Annotated in this window: 15 protein-coding genes; 8 read left to right on the top strand and 7 right to left on the bottom strand. The window is 74.3% G+C overall.

Annotated elements, in window-relative coordinates; translation table 11 throughout:
- Positions 1-76 precede the first annotated feature (76 nt).
- Positions 77-733 (top strand): hypothetical protein, encoded by a 657-nt coding sequence (locus tag ACIRRH_RS29910; protein WP_403073591.1) that lies wholly within the window; start codon positions 77-79, stop codon positions 731-733.
- A 21-nt stretch (positions 734-754) separates the two neighbouring features.
- Here the strand turns inward: ACIRRH_RS29910 and ACIRRH_RS29905 are convergent, their stop codons facing one another.
- The 3 genes from ACIRRH_RS29905 to ACIRRH_RS29895 all read right to left on the bottom strand — a co-directional run bounded on the left by ACIRRH_RS29905 (position 755) and on the right by ACIRRH_RS29895 (position 2,839).
- The gene (locus tag ACIRRH_RS29905; RefSeq protein WP_403073589.1) at positions 755-1,189 is read right to left on the bottom strand and encodes a hypothetical protein; all 435 of its coding nucleotides are present in this window, start codon (positions 1,187-1,189) and stop codon (positions 755-757) included.
- Between the two features lie 177 nt (positions 1,190-1,366).
- A complete protein-coding gene (locus ACIRRH_RS29900) occupies positions 1,367-2,044 on the bottom strand; it encodes a YoaK family protein (RefSeq protein WP_403073587.1) in 678 nt (225 codons plus the stop codon).
- Positions 2,045-2,104: 60 nt separating this feature from the next.
- Positions 2,105-2,839 carry an MgtC/SapB family protein gene (locus ACIRRH_RS29895; protein ID WP_403073585.1) on the bottom strand — a complete coding sequence of 245 codons (735 nt, stop codon included), beginning with the start codon at positions 2,837-2,839 and terminating at the stop codon, positions 2,105-2,107.
- Between the two features lie 432 nt (positions 2,840-3,271).
- Here ACIRRH_RS29895 and ACIRRH_RS29890 point away from each other — a divergent pair, with 432 nt between their 5' ends.
- The 4 genes from ACIRRH_RS29890 (at position 3,272) to ACIRRH_RS29875 (ending at position 8,262) form a co-directional block, all read left to right on the top strand.
- Complete coding sequence (locus ACIRRH_RS29890) at positions 3,272-4,072, top strand: ABC transporter ATP-binding protein (protein ID WP_403073584.1); 801 nt, start codon at positions 3,272-3,274, stop codon at positions 4,070-4,072.
- Positions 4,069-6,810 (top strand): FtsX-like permease family protein, encoded by a 2,742-nt coding sequence (locus ACIRRH_RS29885; protein ID WP_403073582.1) that lies wholly within the window; start codon positions 4,069-4,071, stop codon positions 6,808-6,810. The genes ACIRRH_RS29890 and ACIRRH_RS29885 overlap by 4 nt, the downstream gene beginning before the upstream one ends.
- A gap of 184 nt (positions 6,811-6,994) precedes the next feature.
- Positions 6,995-7,366, top strand: coding sequence for a BlaI/MecI/CopY family transcriptional regulator (locus ACIRRH_RS29880; RefSeq protein WP_403073581.1), 372 nt, complete (start codon positions 6,995-6,997; stop codon positions 7,364-7,366).
- Positions 7,363-8,262 carry a M56 family metallopeptidase gene (locus ACIRRH_RS29875; protein ID WP_403073579.1) on the top strand — a complete coding sequence of 300 codons (900 nt, stop codon included), beginning with the start codon at positions 7,363-7,365 and terminating at the stop codon, positions 8,260-8,262. Before ACIRRH_RS29880 ends, ACIRRH_RS29875 begins: the two co-directional genes overlap by 4 nt.
- A gap of 126 nt (positions 8,263-8,388) precedes the next feature.
- On the opposite strand, the gene ACIRRH_RS29870 is transcribed toward ACIRRH_RS29875, so the two are convergent.
- From ACIRRH_RS29870 to ACIRRH_RS29860, 3 genes are all read right to left on the bottom strand, one after another.
- The gene (locus ACIRRH_RS29870) at positions 8,389-9,408 is read right to left on the bottom strand and encodes an acetamidase/formamidase family protein (protein WP_403073577.1); all 1,020 of its coding nucleotides are present in this window, start codon (positions 9,406-9,408) and stop codon (positions 8,389-8,391) included.
- Positions 9,405-10,901: an APC family permease gene (locus tag ACIRRH_RS29865; protein WP_403073576.1), complete on the bottom strand. Its 1,497-nt coding sequence runs from the start codon at positions 10,899-10,901 to the stop codon at positions 9,405-9,407. The genes ACIRRH_RS29870 and ACIRRH_RS29865 overlap by 4 nt, the downstream gene beginning before the upstream one ends.
- 148 nt (positions 10,902-11,049) lie before the next feature.
- Complete coding sequence (locus ACIRRH_RS29860) at positions 11,050-12,123, bottom strand: ABC transporter substrate-binding protein (protein ID WP_403073574.1); 1,074 nt, start codon at positions 12,121-12,123, stop codon at positions 11,050-11,052.
- A gap of 55 nt (positions 12,124-12,178) precedes the next feature.
- On the opposite strand from ACIRRH_RS29860, the gene ACIRRH_RS29855 reads away from it, so the two are divergent.
- Entirely contained in the window at positions 12,179-12,706 is a 528-nt protein-coding gene (locus tag ACIRRH_RS29855) for a MarR family winged helix-turn-helix transcriptional regulator (protein ID WP_403073572.1), read from the top strand.
- A 78-nt stretch (positions 12,707-12,784) separates the two neighbouring features.
- On the opposite strand, the gene ACIRRH_RS29850 is transcribed toward ACIRRH_RS29855, so the two are convergent.
- Positions 12,785-13,870 (bottom strand): NlpC/P60 family protein, encoded by a 1,086-nt coding sequence (locus tag ACIRRH_RS29850; protein WP_403073570.1) that lies wholly within the window; start codon positions 13,868-13,870, stop codon positions 12,785-12,787.
- Between the two features lie 444 nt (positions 13,871-14,314).
- Here ACIRRH_RS29850 and ACIRRH_RS29845 point away from each other — a divergent pair, with 444 nt between their 5' ends.
- Both ACIRRH_RS29845 and scpA read left to right on the top strand, forming a co-directional pair.
- Positions 14,315-16,183: a methylmalonyl-CoA mutase family protein gene (locus ACIRRH_RS29845; RefSeq protein WP_403073568.1), complete on the top strand. Its 1,869-nt coding sequence runs from the start codon at positions 14,315-14,317 to the stop codon at positions 16,181-16,183.
- Positions 16,180-18,417 (top strand): methylmalonyl-CoA mutase, encoded by a 2,238-nt coding sequence (gene scpA, locus ACIRRH_RS29840; RefSeq protein ID WP_403073566.1) that lies wholly within the window; start codon positions 16,180-16,182, stop codon positions 18,415-18,417. Before ACIRRH_RS29845 ends, scpA begins: the two co-directional genes overlap by 4 nt.
- Positions 18,418-18,423: the final 6 nt, after the last annotated feature.

The following is an 18,423-nucleotide window of genomic DNA, read 5'->3' as shown; positions in this document are numbered from 1 at the left end:
TGTGCGCGGGGGGCCGCCTGGTGGACATTGGGGGCGGAACCTCCCTGTGTCCCCGCGCCCCTGAGGAGCACTCACCGTGTCCAGCACACCCCGTCCGGCCAGGCCCGCGTCGCTCCCGCGGCGCACCGGCCGGCGGCTGCGGCGGGCCCTCGGTGCCCGGCACGAGCCGCTCGTCCGCCCCCTCGACCGCTCCCGGGCCCGCGCCTGGCTGTCAGCCGTGCTCGGCGCGGTGCTCGCCCTCGCGCTGACCGTGGGCGGCAGCCTGCTCCTCTACCGCTCGACCGCGGCCCGGGCCGACGCCGACCGCGACCGGCTGCGCCAGGTCGACGCCGTGGTCCGCAACATCCCGGACCGCACCGCCGCCACCGGCAGCCGCTTCGCCGGCGGCTACAGCGACCGCGTCGACGTCGACGCCGCCTGGACCGCCCCGGACGGCACCCAGCACCTCGGCACCGTCCAGGCCCCGCATTCGGCCGTCATCGGCAACCGCGTCCCCGTCTGGGTCGACCCGGCCGGCGCCGTCTCCGATCCCCCGGCCAACCGGGTGGCCCTCGCCGTCTCCGCCGCCTGCACCGGCGCGGGCGCCCTCCTCATCCTCCTGGCCCTGCTCACCCTCGCCCTCCGCGTGCGCCTCCACACCCTCGACCGTCGCGCCGAAACCGCCTGGACCGCCGACTGGGCCCGCCTCGAACCCCTCTGGAGCGGCCGCGCCGGCCACCGCCGGGAGGACTGACCGGGCCGAGGCGGCATCCCGTCAGTCGCCGGTGATGCCCCAGAAGTACAGGCCGTCAGGAGCGCCCTCCGGTCCGTAGGTGATCGTGCAGCATCCCGAGCCCCGGAAGGAGGGTGGGAAGTCGATGTCGCCCCCGCCCTGTTCCTCGGCGGCGCGGACGGCGTCCAGCGAAGGCCGGCCGGTGCCGAACAGCTCCGCGACCTCGGCCCCCTCCACCACCCGGACGTCGCCGTGGTCCTCCTCGTCGACGGCGCAGTGGACCACGGTGACCACGTCGAGCACGGAGTGCGCGCCCTCCTCCGCGAGACGGCCGGAGTCCATGAGCTCCGCGAGCGATTCGACCCCCTCCTCCCGGTAGTACTCGTCCTCCGTGAAGACTCTCTCCCTCAACCCGTTCAGGGCGGCCTGGAGATCCTCCTGGTAGGGAACCGCGTACGACCAGGCGCTGGCACCCATACACCTCACCCGTCCTTTCAAGACGATCCGCGGGCCTGCCGGGACGGTAGCGCACCGGCAGGGCAGCGGCATGACCGCGGCTGGGCCGCGCGCTGACGCGGGCCGATCGGAGACGGGCGACGGGTCGGCAGGAGAACCGTCCTGGCGGGCGGCGGCTCCGGGGCCGGCGTGGCCCGGTCAGAGCGGGCGGGTCCAGGCCGGGGTGGGGGTGCGCCTGGCGGCGTGGTGGGTGAGGGCGGCGACGGCGAGGAGGAGGGCGAGGGCCAGGGCGAGGGCGACGGGAACGTCGACACGGAGGACGAGGAGGGCGCCGAACAGGGCTCCGGCGAACATCCAGACCGCGGAGGCGAGGCGGCGGGGGCCGGCGCGGTCGGCGGCGAGGGCCGTGATGGTCATGGTGAGCACGGTGGTGGTGAGGTCGGGCACCTTCAGGGCACGGACCACCGCGTTCTGACCGCCCATGGCGAAACCGAGCAGCCCGATCAGGGTGTAGCGGGCCGGGTCGGAGGTGTGGCCGGCCACCGCCGCCAGCACGGTGGCCGCCGCGACCAGCACCGACTGGACGGCGACGGCGGCGGTCAGCAGGTGCCCGCGGTGGCCGGGCAGCCGGCGGGCGAGGTGGCCGCCGGCCAGGGCGCCGAGCACGAAGGCGGCGAGAGCGGTCAGCGAGGCGGTGGCGGAGAGGTTGGCCGCACCGGCCAGGGCGAAGCCGAGGAACACCACGTTGCCGGTCATGTTGGCGACGAAGACGTGGCCGAGTTCCAGGTAGCTGACCGCGTCCACCACTCCGGTGACCACGGTCAGCACCAGCAGCATCGGCACCAGCGGCCCGTGCTCGGGATCGGGGGTCGGCATCGGGCCTCCAGACGGTTCGGGGGACGGTTCGGGTGGTGGCGGGCCTTCCGTTCCACTCCCTCAGGCGAGCGCCGGGTTCCCGGGCTCCTCCGGCTCGTCTTCCAGGTGCCAGTGCAGATCACGCACGCCGGGCTCCAACGACAGCCGGGTGACGACCTGTTCGAGCGCCGGGGCGACCTGGCCGGTGATCGCGACGGTGGCCCGCAGGCTGGTGGCGTCCCCGCTGTCGGTGCGGCGGGCGCGCAGGCCGGTCGGGGCGAGACCGGAGGCCGCGAGGGCCTGGAGCAGCAGGGCCCGGATGTGGGTCTCGGACTTGCGGTCGCACTCCAGGTGGACGGTGGCGCGGCCGGTGGAGTCCGGGTCGCTGCCGGAATGCGGGGCCCGGTCGAGCAGCCGGCCGGCCGGGCGCAGCACCAGGTGGACGGCGAGCACGGCGAGCGTGCCGAGGACGGCGAGCTCCAGTTTGCCGGAGGCGGCCAGCACTCCGACGGCGGCCGAACACCACAGCGTGGCCGCGGTGTTGAGGCCGCGGATGCCGGCGCCGTCGCGCAGGATGACGCCACCGCCGAGGAAGCCGATGCCGGAGACGACGTACGAGGCGACCCGGGTGGGGCTGCTGACGTCGCCGACGGCCTCGCTGTACAGCACGAACAGGGTGGCGCCGGCGGCGACCAGGGCGTTGGTGCGCAGGCCGGCCATCCGGGCCCGCCACTGGCGTTCGACGCCGATCAGCGCGCCGCAGGCGACACCGGTGGCGAGCCGGACCAGGAAGTCGGCGGTGGTCAGGGTGTGCACGACGGCACCTCCTTCGCGGGAGGAGGGTACGGACGGGTGGCGAGCCGCGGCCCACCGCCCGTCCGTACGGGCGGTGACACGCGGTCGGCGGTTCGGCGCGCGATCGGGACGACCTCGATGATGACCACCGCCGTCGCGCCCGGCGGGTAGGCGCGCAGGGCGGCCGCACCAGCCCTGCGGGCCGGCGCACGCGGACCTGACCGCGCGTCGGGCGAGGCGCCTCGCGCCATGGCCGGGCGCCGGCGGCCCGGAGCCGCCCGGAGCCACCGTCAAGGGAGGCCTTCCCGAGCATAGACCGACCCCGAACGACCCGGGCCGGGTTTCCACCGCATCCTCGACAGCTTTGTAGAAGTTTGACCGAATCCGATCACTCCCATCCGGGAACCGTCCCGCCCCGCGCCACGTCCTCCGGCATATATAGTTCACCGACATATGCAGTTGAGCAGCTCACGAGGGGGAAGTGTGTCCCACACCGATCCGACCCGGCCCGCGCCCGTCCTGCGCCTGGCCGGCGTCACCCGCGTGCACGGGCGGGGCGCCGCCGAGGTGCACGCCCTGCGCGGCATCGACCTGACCGTCCACCCCGGCGAGTTCGTCGCCGTCATGGGCCCGTCCGGCTCCGGGAAGTCCACCCTGCTGACCCTGGCCGGAGGGCTGGACCAGCCCACCGACGGCGAGGTGCTGGTGGAGGGGGTCGCGCTCGGCGGCCTCGGCCGCGGCAGGCTCGCCGACCTGCGGCGGCGCTCGATCGGGTACGTCTTCCAGGACTACAACCTGATCCCGGCCCTCACCGCCGCCGAGAACATCGCCCTGCCGCGCGAGCTGGACGGCGCCCCGGGACGCCGGGCCCGCCGGGAGGCGCTGGCCGCGCTGGAGGAGCTGGGCATCGGCGAGCTCGCCGACCGCTTCCCCGACGACATGTCCGGCGGCCAGCAGCAGCGGGTCGCGATCGCCCGGGCGCTGATCGGCGAGCGCCGGCTGGTGCTCGCCGACGAGCCCACCGGCGCCCTCGACTCGGCCACCGGCGAGGCGGTGCTCGCCGTGCTGCGCGCCCGCTGCGACGCCGGCGCGGCCGCGATGATGGTCACCCACGAGGCGGCCCACGCCAGTTGGGCGGACCGCGTGGTCCACCTGCGGGACGGCGCGGTCGCCTCGGAGACCCCCGGTCGACGCTCCTCCGCCCGCCTCGCGGCGGTGCAGCGGTCCGGCTGGGTCGGCGAGGTGGCGCCGTGAGGCTCGGAGCCTGGCGGGTCGCCCTGCGCATCGCCCGCCGCGACGCACTGCGCGCCAAGGGCCGCAGCGCGCTGATCGCCGCCATGATCGCGCTGCCCGTCCTCGGCGTCACCGGCGCCGACGTGGTCCACCGCAGCGGGCAGCTGACCCCGGCCGAGCGGGTGGAGCGGGTGGTGGGCGGCGCTGACGCCCTGGTCACGTCGCTCGACCCGGGCCGGCTGGTCGAGCAGGCCCCGATCGCCGAGGACGGCGTCTTGTCCGTCCCGCCACGCCCGGGGGAACAGCCGACGGCCGAACAGCAGAAGGGGGCGAGCACCGACCCGACCGCCCTGATCGGTTCGCTGCTGCCGCCCGGCAGCGCGCTCACCCCGGCCCGGCCCGGGCCGGAGACGGGCGCGACCTCGCCCGAGGGCCTGGTCCGCGCCCTCACCACCGAGGCCGACCTCGGTGACCCGATCTGGCGCGGCCGGCTCGATCTGGTCGAGGGCCGCGCCCCGAGCGCCCCGCACGAAGTGGCCGTCACCCGGGCCTTCCTGGACCGCTCCGGGCTGGAGCCCGGCGCCACCACCACCGTCCAGGGCCTGGAGCGCACCACCTACACCATCACCGGCGTGGTCGAGCACCCGAGCGAGCTGAGCCGGGTCGAACTCGTCGCCCGGCCCGGCGAGTTGATCGACCCGCTGAGCCGCGCGTCGGCCGTCGGCGGGCCCGCCGCGGAGAAGCCCTCGGCCACCCGGTCCGCCTGGCTGGTCCGGCTGCCGTCCGGCGCCACCCTCGACTGGGCCACGGTCCAGCGGTTCAACGCCCACGGCTACACGCTGACCGCACGCTCGGTGGCACTCGCCCCGCCGCCGGAGCAGGCCGTCCCCTACTACCGCGACTCGTACCGCTACAGCGGTCCGACGGGCGCCGACAACACCAGGGTGGTCGTCGCCACGGTCACCGGCATGGCGCTGCTGGAGGTCGCCCTGCTCGCCGGGCCCGCCTTCGCGGTCGGCGCCCGCCGCTCGCGCCGCCAACTCGCCCTGCTCGGCGCGGCCGGCGGCAGCCGGACCCACGTCGGTGCGGTGGTGCTCGGCGGCGGCGTTGTCCTCGGCGCGACCGGGGCGGTGGTCGGCGTGGTGCTCGGCACCGCGGTGGTCGCCGTGCTGCGGCCGTGGATCGAGCAGATCGGCGGCGTGCGCTTCGGTCACTTCGCCGTGCCGCCGCTGGACCTGATCGCGATCGCCGGGATCGGCCTGGTCACCGCGCTGCTCGCGGCCGCGCTGCCGGCGCTGCAGGCCGCCCGCCGCAGTGTCACGGCCGGGCTCACCGGCCGGGACACCGTCCGCGGGCCCAGCCGGTGGGTCACCGTGTGCGGCGCGGCGCTGGTCGCCCTCGGCGCCGTGCTCGCGATGTACGGAGCGGGCGCGATCCAGCGCGACCAGCCGGGCGTGGGCGGCTACGACACCCGTACGCTCACCGTGCTCGGCGGTTCGGTGACCGCCGAGCTCGGCCTGCTGCTGTGCACCCCGATGCTGGTCGCGCTGATCGGCCGGGCCGCCGGCCGGCTGCCGCTCGGGCCCCGGCTGGCGCTGCGGGACTCCGCCCGGCACCGCTCGCGCACCGCTCCGGCGGTGGCCGCGGTGATGGCCGCAGTGGCCGGTGCCGTCGCCATCGGCGTCTACACCACCAGCACCGACGCCGAGAACCGGCGCGACTACCGGCCCCAGGCCCCGTACGGCGCCGTCCAGCTCATCACCCACGTCGACGGCCCCCGGCTCGACGAGGAGCGCGCCTCGTTGGAGAAGCAGCTGACCGGGCTCGGCCCGCGCGGCGACCTCGGCGAGGTGCTGTACCGCTTCTGCGAGAACTGCTCCAGCACCGTCCAGCTCAAGGGCCCGGTGGGGCTGCGCGGCCTCGCCGCCCCACCGCACCTGGCCACCGGTGACGCGAACGTGCTGCACAACCTGTTCGCCGTCCACGACCCGGCCGCCGAACAGGCGCTGGCCGCCGGCAAACTGCTGGTCTTCGACCGGGCCCTGGTGGGCGCCGACGGCAAGGCCGTGATGATGCTGCGCGGTGGCGGCGGCGCCCCGGTGCAGCCGGGCGAGGCGCCCAAGCCCGACCTGCAGGAGGTCCCGGTCGACGCGGTGCTGGTGGACAACCCGGCCGCCGCCGGCTTCGCCCAGGGCCTGGTGCCACCCTCCGCGCTGCCCGGGCTCGGGCTCTCCTCCCAGCCGACCGGCTCGGTCTGGCTGCCCGCCACCCCGCCCGACCGCAAGGCGCAGCAGCGCGCCGAGGCGGCCACCGTCCAGCTGGACCGTTTCGCCAGGCTGGAGGTGGAGCGGGGGTACCAGCCGAAGAGTGACGCGCTCACCCTGGCCCTCACCGGCTTCGCCGGGCTGGTCGTGCTCGGCGCGGCCGGGATCGCCACCGGCCTGGCGGCCGCCGACTCCCGGCAGGACCAGGCCACGCTGGCCGCGGTCGGCGCGCCGCCGCGGATCCGGCGGAGCATGGCGGGCCTTCAGTGCATGCTGATCGCCCTGCTGGGCGCGCTGCTCGGGGCGGTCAACGGGTTCGTGCCGGCGGTCGGGCTGCTGAAGTCCCGGGCGAGCGGATTCGGGGCCGAGCCGGCGCTGGTCACCGCGCCCTGGGGCGAGCTGCTGCTGGTCGTGCTGGTGCTGCCGGTGGTCGCGGGGCTGCTCGCGGCGCTGTTCACCCGGTCCCGCATCCCGCTCGGGCGGCGGCTGTCCTGAGTGCTCACGGTCGGCGTCGGACACGGCATGAACACTCGTCGACCACCACCTGGGCACCACCCGGACCGCGCCGGGCGTCCACCCCCTTCGTCCGGGGGCGGGCGCCCGGCGCTCGCCGTAGCATGGGCCGCGTTCCGGCCGGCGAGGGGCGCCGGTGGTCGGCTCGGCGAGGGAGAAGAGGGCGGTGCTACGGGGGTTCGGCGATCTCGAGGCCGAGATCATGGGCCGGTTCTGGTCCTGGGGCCGGCCCGCCACGGTGCGCGAGGTGGTGGACGACCTCCAGCAGGAGCGGGCGGTCGCGTACACCACCGTCACCACGGTCGCGGACATCCTGCACACCAAGGGCTGGCTGCGCCGCGACAAGGTCGGCCGCGCCTGGGTGTACGAGCCGACCTGCACCCGCGAGGAGTACACCGCCCAGCTGATGCACCAGGCACTGGAGACCACCCCCGACCGGGCGGGCGCGCTGCTCCACTTCGTCGACCGGATCAGCGGGGACGAGGCCTCGGCCCTGCTCGCCGCGCTCGAACAGGTGAAGTCCCGGGGCCCTGAGTGACGCTCGCGCTGCTCTGCCTCCACCTTGCGGTGACCGGCGTCCTGCTGCCCCGGCGGCTGGCCGGCTCCGCCCGGCTCCAGGCCCGTCCGGCGGCGGGCGCGGCGCTCTGGCTCGCGCTGATGGCCTCGTTCACCGTGGCCCTGCTGCTCACCGCGCACCACGCGCTGGAACCCTTCGCCCACCCGCCGGCCGGGCTGCTCGGCCTGCTCCCGCACGCCGAGCCGACGGGGCCGGTGCTGCCGCACACCCACGACTGGTGGCTGCTCGCCGCCGGCGGAGCCCTGTCGGCCACCCTGGTGACGGCCGTCGGCCTGCGCACCGGACGGGCCCGGCGGCGACACCGGGCGGTGCTGGACGTGATCGCCGTACCGGACCGGCGCTGGGGCGCGCTGGTGCTGGAGCACGCCCGCCCGACCGTCTACTGCCTGCCCGGTCGCCGTTCCCGGGTGGTGCTGTCGCGCGGGGCCCTGCGGCTGCTGGACGAGCGGCAGCTCACGGCGGCCGTGGCGCACGAGCACGGGCACATCCGCGGCCGGCACCACCTGTTCCGGCTGCCGGCCGACACCTTCGCGCTGCTGCTCGGGCCGCTGCCGCTGGCCCGGCTGGGGCGCTCCGAGGTGGCGCTGCTGCTGGAGATGGCGGCCGACGACGCGGCGCTGGAGCGGGTCTCACGGGATGAACTGGCCTCCGCGCTCTGCGCGTTGGCGACCGGCGACGCTTCTGCCCGGAAAGCCTCGACGGGCGGCGCCACGCTGGGTGCGACGTCCACCGGGGTGCTCGCCCGGGTGCGGCGGCTGGCCCGGCCGGGGAGCGGACGCCGCCGGCTGACCTGGCGGCTCGGGGTGTCGGTGCTGCCGCTGCTCCCGTACCTGCTGGTCTGCGCGCCGTACCCCTGAGACACCCCCGTGGGCCCGTCGGCGTGGGGGTGCCGACGGGCCCCGGGTGGGGGTGGGGTGGGGGTCCGTGAGATTTGCCGCGACTTTGACCCGCGCGCTTGAACCCGCGCGCCCGGACCGACGTTGCTACCGGTGCCGCAGGTACGCTCCGGCGGTCTCGCGCAGGCGGTCGTGCAGACCGTCGTAGGCGCGGGCCCGGCCGAGCAGGTTCTTCGGCAGCTTGGCGACCATCGTGTAGTTGGTGTCGCAGACGTTCGCCGCCGGTGCCAGCCCGGCCTGGCTGACCAGCTGGTAGGCGTCGAGCTGGTCCAGGCCGAGCAGTTCGCCGGTCCAGCCGACCAGGTCGTGCTGGCTGATCCGGAACGCGTCCTCCAGCGGGCGGGCCGAGCCGGTGCTGATCAGGAAGTCGTCGTTCTCCAGCCGGGGCCAGGCCGGGCCGCCGCCCTTGACCAGGTCGACGATCACGGTGGTGCGCATCGCCGCCTCCACCGCCGTGCCGCACACCTCGCCCTCGCCCTGCCGGGCGTGGCCGTCGCCGATGGCGAGCAGACCGCCCTCGACGTTGACCCCGAAGTAGGCGGTGGTGCCGGCCCGCATCTCGGGGGTGTCCAGGTTGCCACCGTGCGCCCCCGGGGTGATGGAGGCCAGCACCTCGCCGGCCGCCGGGGCGACGCCGACCGTACCGTGCATCGGGTCGAGCGGCAGCTCCACCGTGAAGTCGCCGGTGCGGGCCCGGAACCGGCAGGTGCCCGCCTTGGCGTCCAGGTCGTAGACCCAGACCCGCTCCTCCAGCGCCGGGTGCAGCATCGCGGTGGTGTGGGTCGCGGTCAGCGCGCCGAAGTGCGGGAAGGTGCTGGAGATCCCGTACTCCCGGGCCGGGGTGATCTCCACGAAGTGCACCGCGAGGACGTCCCCGGGCTCGGCGCCGGCCACCGCGACGGGGCCGGTGACCGGGTTGAGGTAGGGGAAGACGCACACCTGGCTGGGCAGGTCACCGGTGCCGCGCACCTTGCCGCCGAAGCAGTCCTCGGTGGTCAGCTCGATGACGGTGCCGGGCTGGACGGTGACCAGCGGGGCACGGCCGCCGAAGGTGTAGGCGTAGTCCTCCGGGGTCGGGTTCAGCCGGACGATCTCGGGCAGGCTCACTTCTTCTCCTCGACGGTGGTGGCCTTCGCGGTGGTCGTGGCGGTCGCCGCGTTCGTGGCGGCGGCGGTGGCGTCGCCGGCGGACCCGGCCCCGATCCCGGCCTCGGCCTCGGCCTCGGCGACGGCCAGTCGGGGCTTGCGCCCGGTCGCCACCAGCCCGGCGAGCACGATCCCGCCGACGAGCAGCCAGACGAAGCCGAGCCGCTGGGCCGCGATGTTGGCGTTGACCACCACGTACGCGAGGATCGCGAAGCCGAGCGCCGGGGCGATCAGGTGCCGCCAGTAGTCCTTGCTGCGCTTGCGGACCAGGTAGTGGACGACCACGGCGACGTGCAGGACCAGGAAGGTGGTCAGCGCACCGAAGTTGACCAGGGTGCTCAGCAGGGTGATGCCGTCCTCGCGCGAGGCCATGTAGAGGCCGAGCACCAGCGAGATCCCGGCGGTCAGCAGGGTCGCGTTGACCGGCACCCGGCGGGTGGGGTGGATCCGGGCCAGGAAGGCGGGCAGCTGGCGGTCGCGGGCCATCGCGTACAGCAGCCGGGAGGTGGCCGCCTGGGCGACCAGCGAGTTGGCGAAGCCCCAGGCCACGGCGGTGGAGGCGGCGGTCAGCGTGGCGAGCCAGCCGCCGGCGGCGGTGCGGGCCGCGTCGTAGAAGGCGGTGCCGTTCGGGTCGCCGTCCCGGATCAGCGCGTCGGGGTCGGCGACCAGCAGCGAGGCGACCCAGGTCTGCACGATGAACAGTGTGCCCGCGAGCAGCAGCGCGGCGACCATGGACCGGCCGATGGCCTTGGCGGAGTCCCGGTTCTCCTCCGAGAGGGTGGAGATGCCGTCGAAGCCCAGGAAGCTGAGCACCGCGATCGAGACCGCCCCGAAGGCCAGGCTCCACGAGAAGGTGTGCGAGTTGTACAGCGGGGTGAAGTCGAAGCCCCGGCCCTTGCCGTCGGCCAGGGCGATGACGCCGACCACCACGAACAGGGCCAGTACGACGAGTTCGCCGATCAGCATCGCCTTGTTGACCCGGTTGGTGGTCTCGATGCCGAGGTAGTTGACCACGGTGTTGAGCAGCACGAAGCCGATCAGCCAGAGCCAGACCGGGATGGACGGCACCAGCGAGTTCATCGCGACGCCGGCGATCAGGTACAGCAGTCCGGGCACCAGCACGTAGTCGAGCAGGATCATCCAGCCGGACAGGAAGCCGACCGGGGCGGCGATCCCGCGGCCCGCGTAGGTGTAGACCGAGCCGGCCATCGGGAAGGCCCGGGACATCTGGGCGTACGACAGGGCGGTGAACATCATCGCCACCATGCCGAGGACGTAGGCCAGGGCGACCATGCCGCCGGAGCCCTGGAAGACACCGCCGAAGATGCCGAACGGCGCGATCGGCACCATGAACACCAGCCCGTAGACGAGCAGGTCGGTGAAGCCGAGCGAACGGCGCAGTTCCTGCTGGTAGCCGTAGCTCTCGATGCCCTGGGGCGCGGGTGTGTCAGCCATGGTGCTCTCTCTCCGTGACGACCCTGCGGGTGTGTGGGGAGACTGTAGAGGCAACTATTTCCAGATGGAAGGGTTTCGTTCCGACATTCCACCTGGCGAGAAGGAGCCGTTGCGCCGGGGCTGTTGCGCCAGGACTGCCGCAGGACGGCTAGCGCAGGACGGCGAAGCCGAGACCCTCGGCCCGGGCGAGGTGGATCGACGCCCGGCCCGCACACTCGCGGTGCAGCAGCCGGCCCGCGGCCGCCAGCAGGCCGTCCGGGGCCAGGGCCCGTCGGGCCGCCAGGTCGGCGAGCAGGTGCAGGCCCTCGTACAGGCCCACCGCGTAGGCGTCCAGGACCGGCGCCCACGGGCCGCACAGGGCCCGGTGCCGCTCGGCGAGGCTCTGCCGGCGCTCCTCGGCCAGTGTCGCGAAGGAGGGCATCGCGGCGTACAGCGTCCCGGTGTCGTCGCCACCGAGCGCGAGCAGGCCGTTCTCCTCCAGGGCGCCGAAGAGCCGGACCAGGTTGCGGTCCAGTCCGCTGCGCCGCAGCGCCCGGTTGAAGTGCACCAGGTCGCGCCCGATCAGGCTGAGCAGCAGGGCGTCCGCGCGGGCGGCGCGCAGCGCGTCCAGCAGCGGTTCGAGCGCCTCCTCGACCGCGCCGAAGGGGACCCGCCGCTCCAGCACCACCCGGGCGCCGGCCCGCGCCGCGAGCCGCTCGGCGGCCCGGTGGACGGAGCGCGGCCAGATGTAGTCGTTGCCGATCAGCGCCCAGCGCCGAATATGGTGGCGAGCCGTCAGCTTTCCTACTGCTGAGCCGAGTTGACGGGACGGGTCGATACCGGTGCAGAGCACTCCGGGCAGCCGGGAGCCGCCCTCGTGCGGCGGGGTGAAGACGTACGCGATGCGGCCCGCGGCAACGGTCTCGACCGCCCGGTGCACGTCGCTGGTGTGGCACCCGGCGAGCGCGTCCAGCGCCCCGGCGTCCAGCAGCCCCCGCACCTCGCCGGCGACCCGGTCCGGCGCGCCGCCGCCGTCCACCAGCACCAGCTCCAGGGGGCGGCCGAGGACGCCGCCGCCCGCGTTGACCTCGTGCGCGGCGAGCAGCGCGCCGTCCAGTGCGGACGGGCCGGTGAGCCCGAGCGGGCCCGACTGCGGCACGACGAGGCCCACCCGAAACGCCGCCTCCTCCCGGACCGAGTGCAGCGCATCGAGCGGATCGATCAACCTCACCTCGACGCTCACAGTGCGAGTATCGTCGTACCGCCGATATCGGGAAAGGCCGGAAGGGGAGCGTCCGATGACCGCAACTGGTGCCGCACCGGGGGTCGACGGCCGTCCCGGCGATCCCGTCGGCCACACCACGGTCCAGCCGGCGGACCAGTCCACGGACCACCCAGCGGACCACTCGGCGGACCACCCGGCCGCCCCGGAGCCGCTGCTGGTCGAACTGGTCACGCTGGCCCACCGCAGGATCTCCGGCGGCCTGGCCGCCGCCCTGGCCGAGGAGGACTGCACCGTCGACCAGTGGCGCCTGCTGCGCGCCCTCGCGGACAGCCAGGGGCACGCGATGGGCGAGCTGGCCCAGGCCCTGCTGATCCCGCAGGCGAGCCTGAGCCGGCTGGTGGACTCGCTGGCCGACTCCGGCTGCGTCTACCGGCGCCAGGGCGACCAGGACCGCCGCCGGATCACCGCCCACCTCTCCCGCCAGGGCCGCACCCGGCTGACCCGCCTCGACGCCCTCGCCGCCGCCCACGACGCCGCCGTCCGCCGGGCCTGCGGCCTCACCGACCCGGCGCACCTGCTGCAACGGCTCGCCGCGCTCTGACCGGCTCTCCACCGACGCCCCCACGACGACGGTGGCCCGCCCCCGCCGAAGCGGGAGCGGGCCACCGGAGGCGTACGGTCAGGCCGGGCGAACGGCGCCCTTGTACGGCATCGCGGAGATCGGCAGGACCTCGATGTTCTTGCCCGTGCGCGGGGCGTGGATCATCTTGCCGTCGCCGATGTACAGGCCGACGTGGTGAATGTCGTCGTAGAAGAAGACCAGGTCGCCGGGCTGGAGGTTGGCCCGGTCGACGTGCGGGCCGTCGTTCCACTGGTCCTGGGACATCCGGGAGAGCTTGACGCCCGCCGCGCGGTAGGCGGCGCCGGTGAGGCCGGAGCAGTCGAAGCTGTTGGGGCCGGTCATGCCCCAGCCGTAGGGTTTGCCGAGCTGGGCTTGGGCGAACGCGATGATGGTCGCGGCCCGGCCGCTGGCGGCCGGCACCGGGGCGTTCATGTCCGGGCGCTCGGCGCCGCGGGAGGCGCGGTCCTTGGCGGCCGCCGCGGCGGCCTGCTGGGCCTCGGCCTTGGCCTTCTCGGCGGTCTGCTGGGCGTTGATCTTGGCGCGGTCCTCGGCGCTGAGCTTGTTGAGCATCGCCTGGGCCTGGGCCAGCTTGGTCTGGATGTCCTTCTTCTGCTCCGCCAGCTGCGTGCCCACGGAGTCGAGCGAGGCCAGGGTGGCGGTGGCCTCGGCGCGGTCCTGGTCCAGCTTGCGCTGCTCGTCCTGGGCCTGCTTGAGCAGGTTCGCCTGGGAGTCGGAGACCTGGCTCTGCACCGCGGCGCGCTCCAGGTAGGCGGACGGGTCGGAGTCGAGCATCAGCTGGACCGACGGGTCGATGCCGTTGGTGCGGTACTGGTCGGCGGCGACCGCGCCGAGCCGGGTCCGAAGCTCGTTCATCGCCTCCTGGCCGCGGGCGACCTTCTCCTGGATCTGGTTGGCCTCGCCCTGGAGCTTCTGCTGCTTCTCCTGGAAGCCGTTGTACTTCTCGATCGCCTGCTCGGCGTCCTCGTTGAGCTGGTCGACCTGCTCCTTGACGGAGGCGAGGCTCGGGGCGGGCTCGGCGTGGGCGGTGCCGGAGGCGAGGACCGCGCCACCGGCCGCCATGGCCGTGGTGAGGACCGCCATGCGGGCCCGGCTCGGGGGGCTGGGCTTGCGACGCTTTCCCATGGCGGTCGCTCTCCTTCGGGGGAATCTGGGGACGGTCCGGACCGGGCCGGGGGACGGCTCGGCCGGGGCCGGGGACGGCGAAGGCGGGCAGGGCGAGCAACGGGGGGGTGCTGCCCCGCCCACCTTCTTCGAAGTAACTTAATAGATGAGGGGCCGGGTTCCGCAATCCCCCTGATCATGACGTTTTGGCAGCATGACGGGACATCGATCGCGTTCCGCGCCATCGGCGTTGATCGGACGCCGCCCACCGCCGCCGACGGCCGGGACGCGCCCGCCCGGCCCCGCCGACCACCCGTCACGACACCTCCTCCGGCCCCGGGTGTCACCGCCCCGACGCCCGTGGCACTCCTCCTCCCGGGGAGTGCTCGAAATCGGCCGAATCGAGGGAAAGGTCACACGGGATCCCCCTCCTGCGGCCCTGCGAACGGGCGCTAACCTGCGCACATGAAGGTCCCGCCCGAAAGGCTCCCCCTCGCCGCCGAGTTCCCGGCCGCGCACCGTGAGCAGTGGCAGCAGCTCGTCCAGGGAGTGCTGCGCAAGTCCGGTGCCCAGCCCGAGGACGGCCCCGCCGCCGAGCAGGCGCTCACCACCCGGCTCCAGGACGGGCTGAGCGCCCGACCGCTGTACACCGCCGAGGACACCGCCGCGGACCCGGGCTACCCGGGCTTCCCGCCGTTCGTGCGCGGCCGCCGGCCGCAGGGCTCCGCCGTGGCCGGGTGGGACGTCCGCCAGCGGCATGCCGACCCGGACCGCCGGCGCACCAACGAGGCCGTGCTGGCCGACCTGGAGCACGGCGTGAGCTCGCTGTGGCTGGAACTGGGCGGCGCGGGCCTGCCGGTGGAGGCCCTGCCCGAGGCGCTGGCCGGGGTGTACCTGGACCTCGCCGCCGTGGCGCTCGACGCCGGGCCCGAATTCACCGACGCCGCCGAGCAGTTGTTCAAGCTCTACGAGGAGCGCGAGGTCTCCCCCGGCGCCGCCGCCGGCAACCTCGGCGCCGACCCGCTGGGCCTCCAGGCCCGAACCGGTGAGAGCACCCGTACCGAGGCGCTGCTCGCCGAGGCCACCGCGCTGGCCGCCCGCTGCGCCACCGGGTACCCGGGCCTGCGGGCTCTCACCGTGGACGCCCTGCCGTACCACGAGGCCGGCGCCTCCCCCGCCCAGGAGCTGGGCTGCTCACTGGCCACCGGCGTCGCCTACCTGCGCGCCCTCACCGCCGCCGGGCTCCCGGTGGACGACGCGCTCGGCCAGCTGGAGTTCCGCTACGCCGCGGACGCCGACCAGTTCCTCACCATCGCCAAGTTCCGTGCCGCACGCCGCCTCTGGGCCCGGGTCGCCGAGGTTTCGGGGGCCGGCGCGGCCGCCTCGGCGCAGCGCCAGCACGCCGTCACCTCCCGGGTGATGATGACCGCCCGCGACCCGTGGGTGAACATGCTGCGCACCACGGTCGCCTGCCTGGCCGCCGGAGTCGGCGGCGCCGACGCCGTCACCGTGCTGCCCTTCGACAGCGCGCTCGGCCTGCCGGACGCCTTCGCCCGCCGGATCGCCCGCAACACCCAGGCGATCCTGCTGGAGGAGTCCCACCTGGCCCGGGTGATCGACCCGGCCGGCGGCTCCTGGTACGTCGAGCAGCTGAGCGAGGAACTGGCGCGGGCCGCCTGGGCCTGGTTCCAGGAGATCGAGCGGGCCGGCGGGCAGCAGGCCGCCCTGGCGTCCGGTCTCGTCGAGGAGCGGATCGCCGCGACCTGGGCGGAGCGCTCGGTGCGGCTCGCCAAGCGGCGCGAACCGGTCACCGGCGTCAGCGAGTTCCCGCACCTGGACGAGCAGCCGCTGGTCCGCGAGCCGGCCCCGGCCGGCCCCGGCGGCGGGCTGCCGCAGGTGCGCCGCGCCGAGGCCTACGAGGCGCTGCGGGACCGCTCGGACGCGTACCTCGCGGCGAACGGCGCCCGTCCGAGCCTCTTCCTCGCCTCGATCGGCACCGCCTCCGCGCACACCGCGCGCACCACCTTCGCCGCCAACCTGTTCCAGGCGGGCGGCATCGCGACGGTCCCGGCCGAGTCCGTCGACCCGGCGGCCTTCGCCGAGGCGTTCCGGGCCTCCGGCGCGACCGTCGCCTGCCTCTGCTCCAGCGACGCCCTGTACGCCGAGCACGCCGCCCCGGTCGCCGAGGCCCTGAAGGCGGCTGGCGCCCAGCGGGTGCTGCTGGCCGGGCGACTCGCCGAAGTACCCGACGGCGTGGACGAGTTCATCTTCGCGGGGGGCGACGCGGTCGCCGTCCTGACCTCCCTGCTGGACCAGATCGGAGCCGCTCGATGATCCCCGACTTCACCGGAATCGGGCTGGACGGCGGCGCCGCCGGCGTCACGGACACCGCAGACGTCACGGACACCGCAGGCGTCACCGACGACCAGTGGCAGGCCGCCTGGCGCCGGTCCACCGGCAAGGACGTCGACGAGCTGGTCTGGGACACCCCCGAGGGCATCGGCGTCAAGCCGCTGTACACCGGGGCCGACCTGGCCGGGCTGGACTTCCTGGAGACCTACCCGGGCATCGCCCCGTACCTGCGCGGGCCCTACCCGACCATGTACGTCAACCAGCCCTGGACCGTCCGCCAGTACGCGGGCTTCTCCACCGCCGAGGAGTCCAACGCCTTCTACCGCCGCAACCTCGCGGCCGGCCAGAAGGGCCTGTCGGTCGCCTTCGACCTGCCGACCCACCGCGGCTACGACAGCGACCACCCGCGCGTCACCGGCGACGTCGGCATGGCGGGCGTCGCCATCGACTCGATCTACGACATGCGCCAGCTGTTCGACGGCATCCCGCTGGACAAGATGTCCGTGTCGATGACCATGAACGGCGCCGTGCTGCCGGTCCTCGCGCTGTACATCGTCGCGGCCGAGGAGCAGGGCGTACCGCCGGAAAAGCTCGCGGGGACCATCCAGAACGACATCCTCAAGGAGTTCATGGTCCGCAACACCTACATCTACCCGCCGCAGCCGTCGATGCGGATCATCTCGGACATCTTCGCGTACACCTCGCAGAAGATGCCCCGGTACAACTCGATCTCCATCTCCGGCTACCACATCCAGGAAGCGGGTGCGACGGCCGACCTGGAGCTGGCCTACACCCTGGCCGACGGGGTGGAGTACCTGCGCGCGGGCCTGGACGTGGGGCTGGACGTGGACGCCTTCGCGCCGCGGCTGTCGTTCTTCTGGGCGATCGGCATGAACTTCTTCATGGAGGTCGCCAAGCTGCGCGCGGCCCGGCTGCTGTGGGCCAAGCTGGTCAAGCAGTTCGACCCGAAGAACCCCAAGTCCCTTTCACTGCGCACCCATTCGCAGACCTCGGGCTGGTCGCTCACCGCCCAGGACGTGTTCAACAACGTCACCCGCACCTGCGTGGAGGCGATGGCGGCGACCCAGGGCCACACCCAGTCGCTGCACACCAACGCCCTGGACGAGGCGCTCGCCCTGCCCACCGACTTCTCCGCGCGGATCGCCCGCAACACCCAGCTGCTGCTCCAGCAGGAGTCGGGCACCTGCCGGGTCATCGACCCGTGGGGCGGCTCCGCGTACGTCGAGAAGCTGACCCACGACCTGGCCCGGCGCGCCTGGGAGCACATCCAGGAGGTCGAGGCGGCCGGCGGCATGGCCAAGGCCATCGACGCGGGCATCCCCAAGCTGCGCGTCGAGGAGGCCGCCGCCCGCACCCAGGCGCGGATCGACTCCGGCCGCCAGCCGGTGATCGGCGTCAACAAGTACCGGGTGGAGAACGACGAGCAGATCGACGTGCTCAAGGTCGACAACTCCTCGGTGCGCGCCCGCCAGGTCGAGAAGCTGCGCCGACTGCGCGAGGAGCGCGACGAGGCTGCGTGCCGCGATGCGCTGCACGCCCTCACCCGGGCCGCCGAGGCCGGCCCGCAGCGCGGCGGCTCGCTGGACGGCAACCTGCTGCACCTGGCCGTCAACGCGGCCCGGGCCAAGGCCACCGTCGGCGAGATCTCGGACGCCCTGGAGAAGGTGTACGGCCGCCACTCCGGCCAGATCCGTACCATCTCCGGTGTGTACCGAGACGAAGCGGGCCCGTCGGCCTCCCTCCAGCGCACCCGCGACCTGGTCGAGCGGTTCGAGCAGGCCGAGGGCCGCCGTCCGCGCATCCTGGTCGCCAAGATGGGCCAGGACGGCCACGACCGCGGCCAGAAGGTCATCGCCACCGCCTTCGCCGACCTCGGCTTCACGGTGGACGTCGGCCCGCTGTTCCAGACCCCGGCCGAGGTCGCCCGCCAGGCCGTCGAGGCCGACGTGCACATCGTCGGTGTCTCGTCGCTGGCCGCCGGGCACCTGACGCTGGTGCCCGCGCTGCGCGCCGAACTCGCCGCGGCGGGGCGGGAGGACATCACCATCGTGGTCGGCGGCGTCATTCCGCCGCAGGACTTCGACGCCCTGTACGAGGCGGGCGCGGCGGCGGTCTTCCCGCCGGGGACGGTCATCCCGGACGCGGCGTACGACCTGCTGAAGTCCCTGGCGGCCGACCTCGGCCACGAGCTGTGAGATTTT

The sequence above is a fragment of the Kitasatospora sp. NPDC101235 genome (assembly GCF_044767505.1).
In the GTDB taxonomy this organism is placed as follows: Bacteria; Actinomycetota; Actinomycetes; order Streptomycetales; family Streptomycetaceae; genus Kitasatospora.
This window is presented reverse-complemented; position numbering and strand designations above follow the sequence as displayed.

Bases quoted from the DNA above. Each gene is read 5' to 3' on its own strand.
- ACIRRH_RS29905 (WP_403073589.1), bottom strand. From the start codon at position 1,189: ATGGGTGCCAGCGCCTGGTCGTACGCGGTTCCCTACCAGGAGGATCTC.
- ACIRRH_RS29900 (WP_403073587.1), bottom strand. From the start codon at position 2,044: ATGCCGACCCCCGATCCCGAGCACGGGCCGCTGGTGCCGATGCTGCTG.
- ACIRRH_RS29890 (WP_403073584.1), top strand. From the start codon at position 3,272: ATGCAGTTGAGCAGCTCACGAGGGGGAAGTGTGTCCCACACCGATCCG.
- ACIRRH_RS29865 (WP_403073576.1), bottom strand. From the start codon at position 10,901: ATGGCTGACACACCCGCGCCCCAGGGCATCGAGAGCTACGGCTACCAG.
- ACIRRH_RS29855 (WP_403073572.1), top strand. From the start codon at position 12,179: ATGACCGCAACTGGTGCCGCACCGGGGGTCGACGGCCGTCCCGGCGAT.
- ACIRRH_RS29850 (WP_403073570.1), bottom strand. From the start codon at position 13,870: ATGGGAAAGCGTCGCAAGCCCAGCCCCCCGAGCCGGGCCCGCATGGCG.
- ACIRRH_RS29845 (WP_403073568.1), top strand. From the start codon at position 14,315: ATGAAGGTCCCGCCCGAAAGGCTCCCCCTCGCCGCCGAGTTCCCGGCC.
- scpA (WP_403073566.1), top strand. From the start codon at position 16,180: ATGATCCCCGACTTCACCGGAATCGGGCTGGACGGCGGCGCCGCCGGC.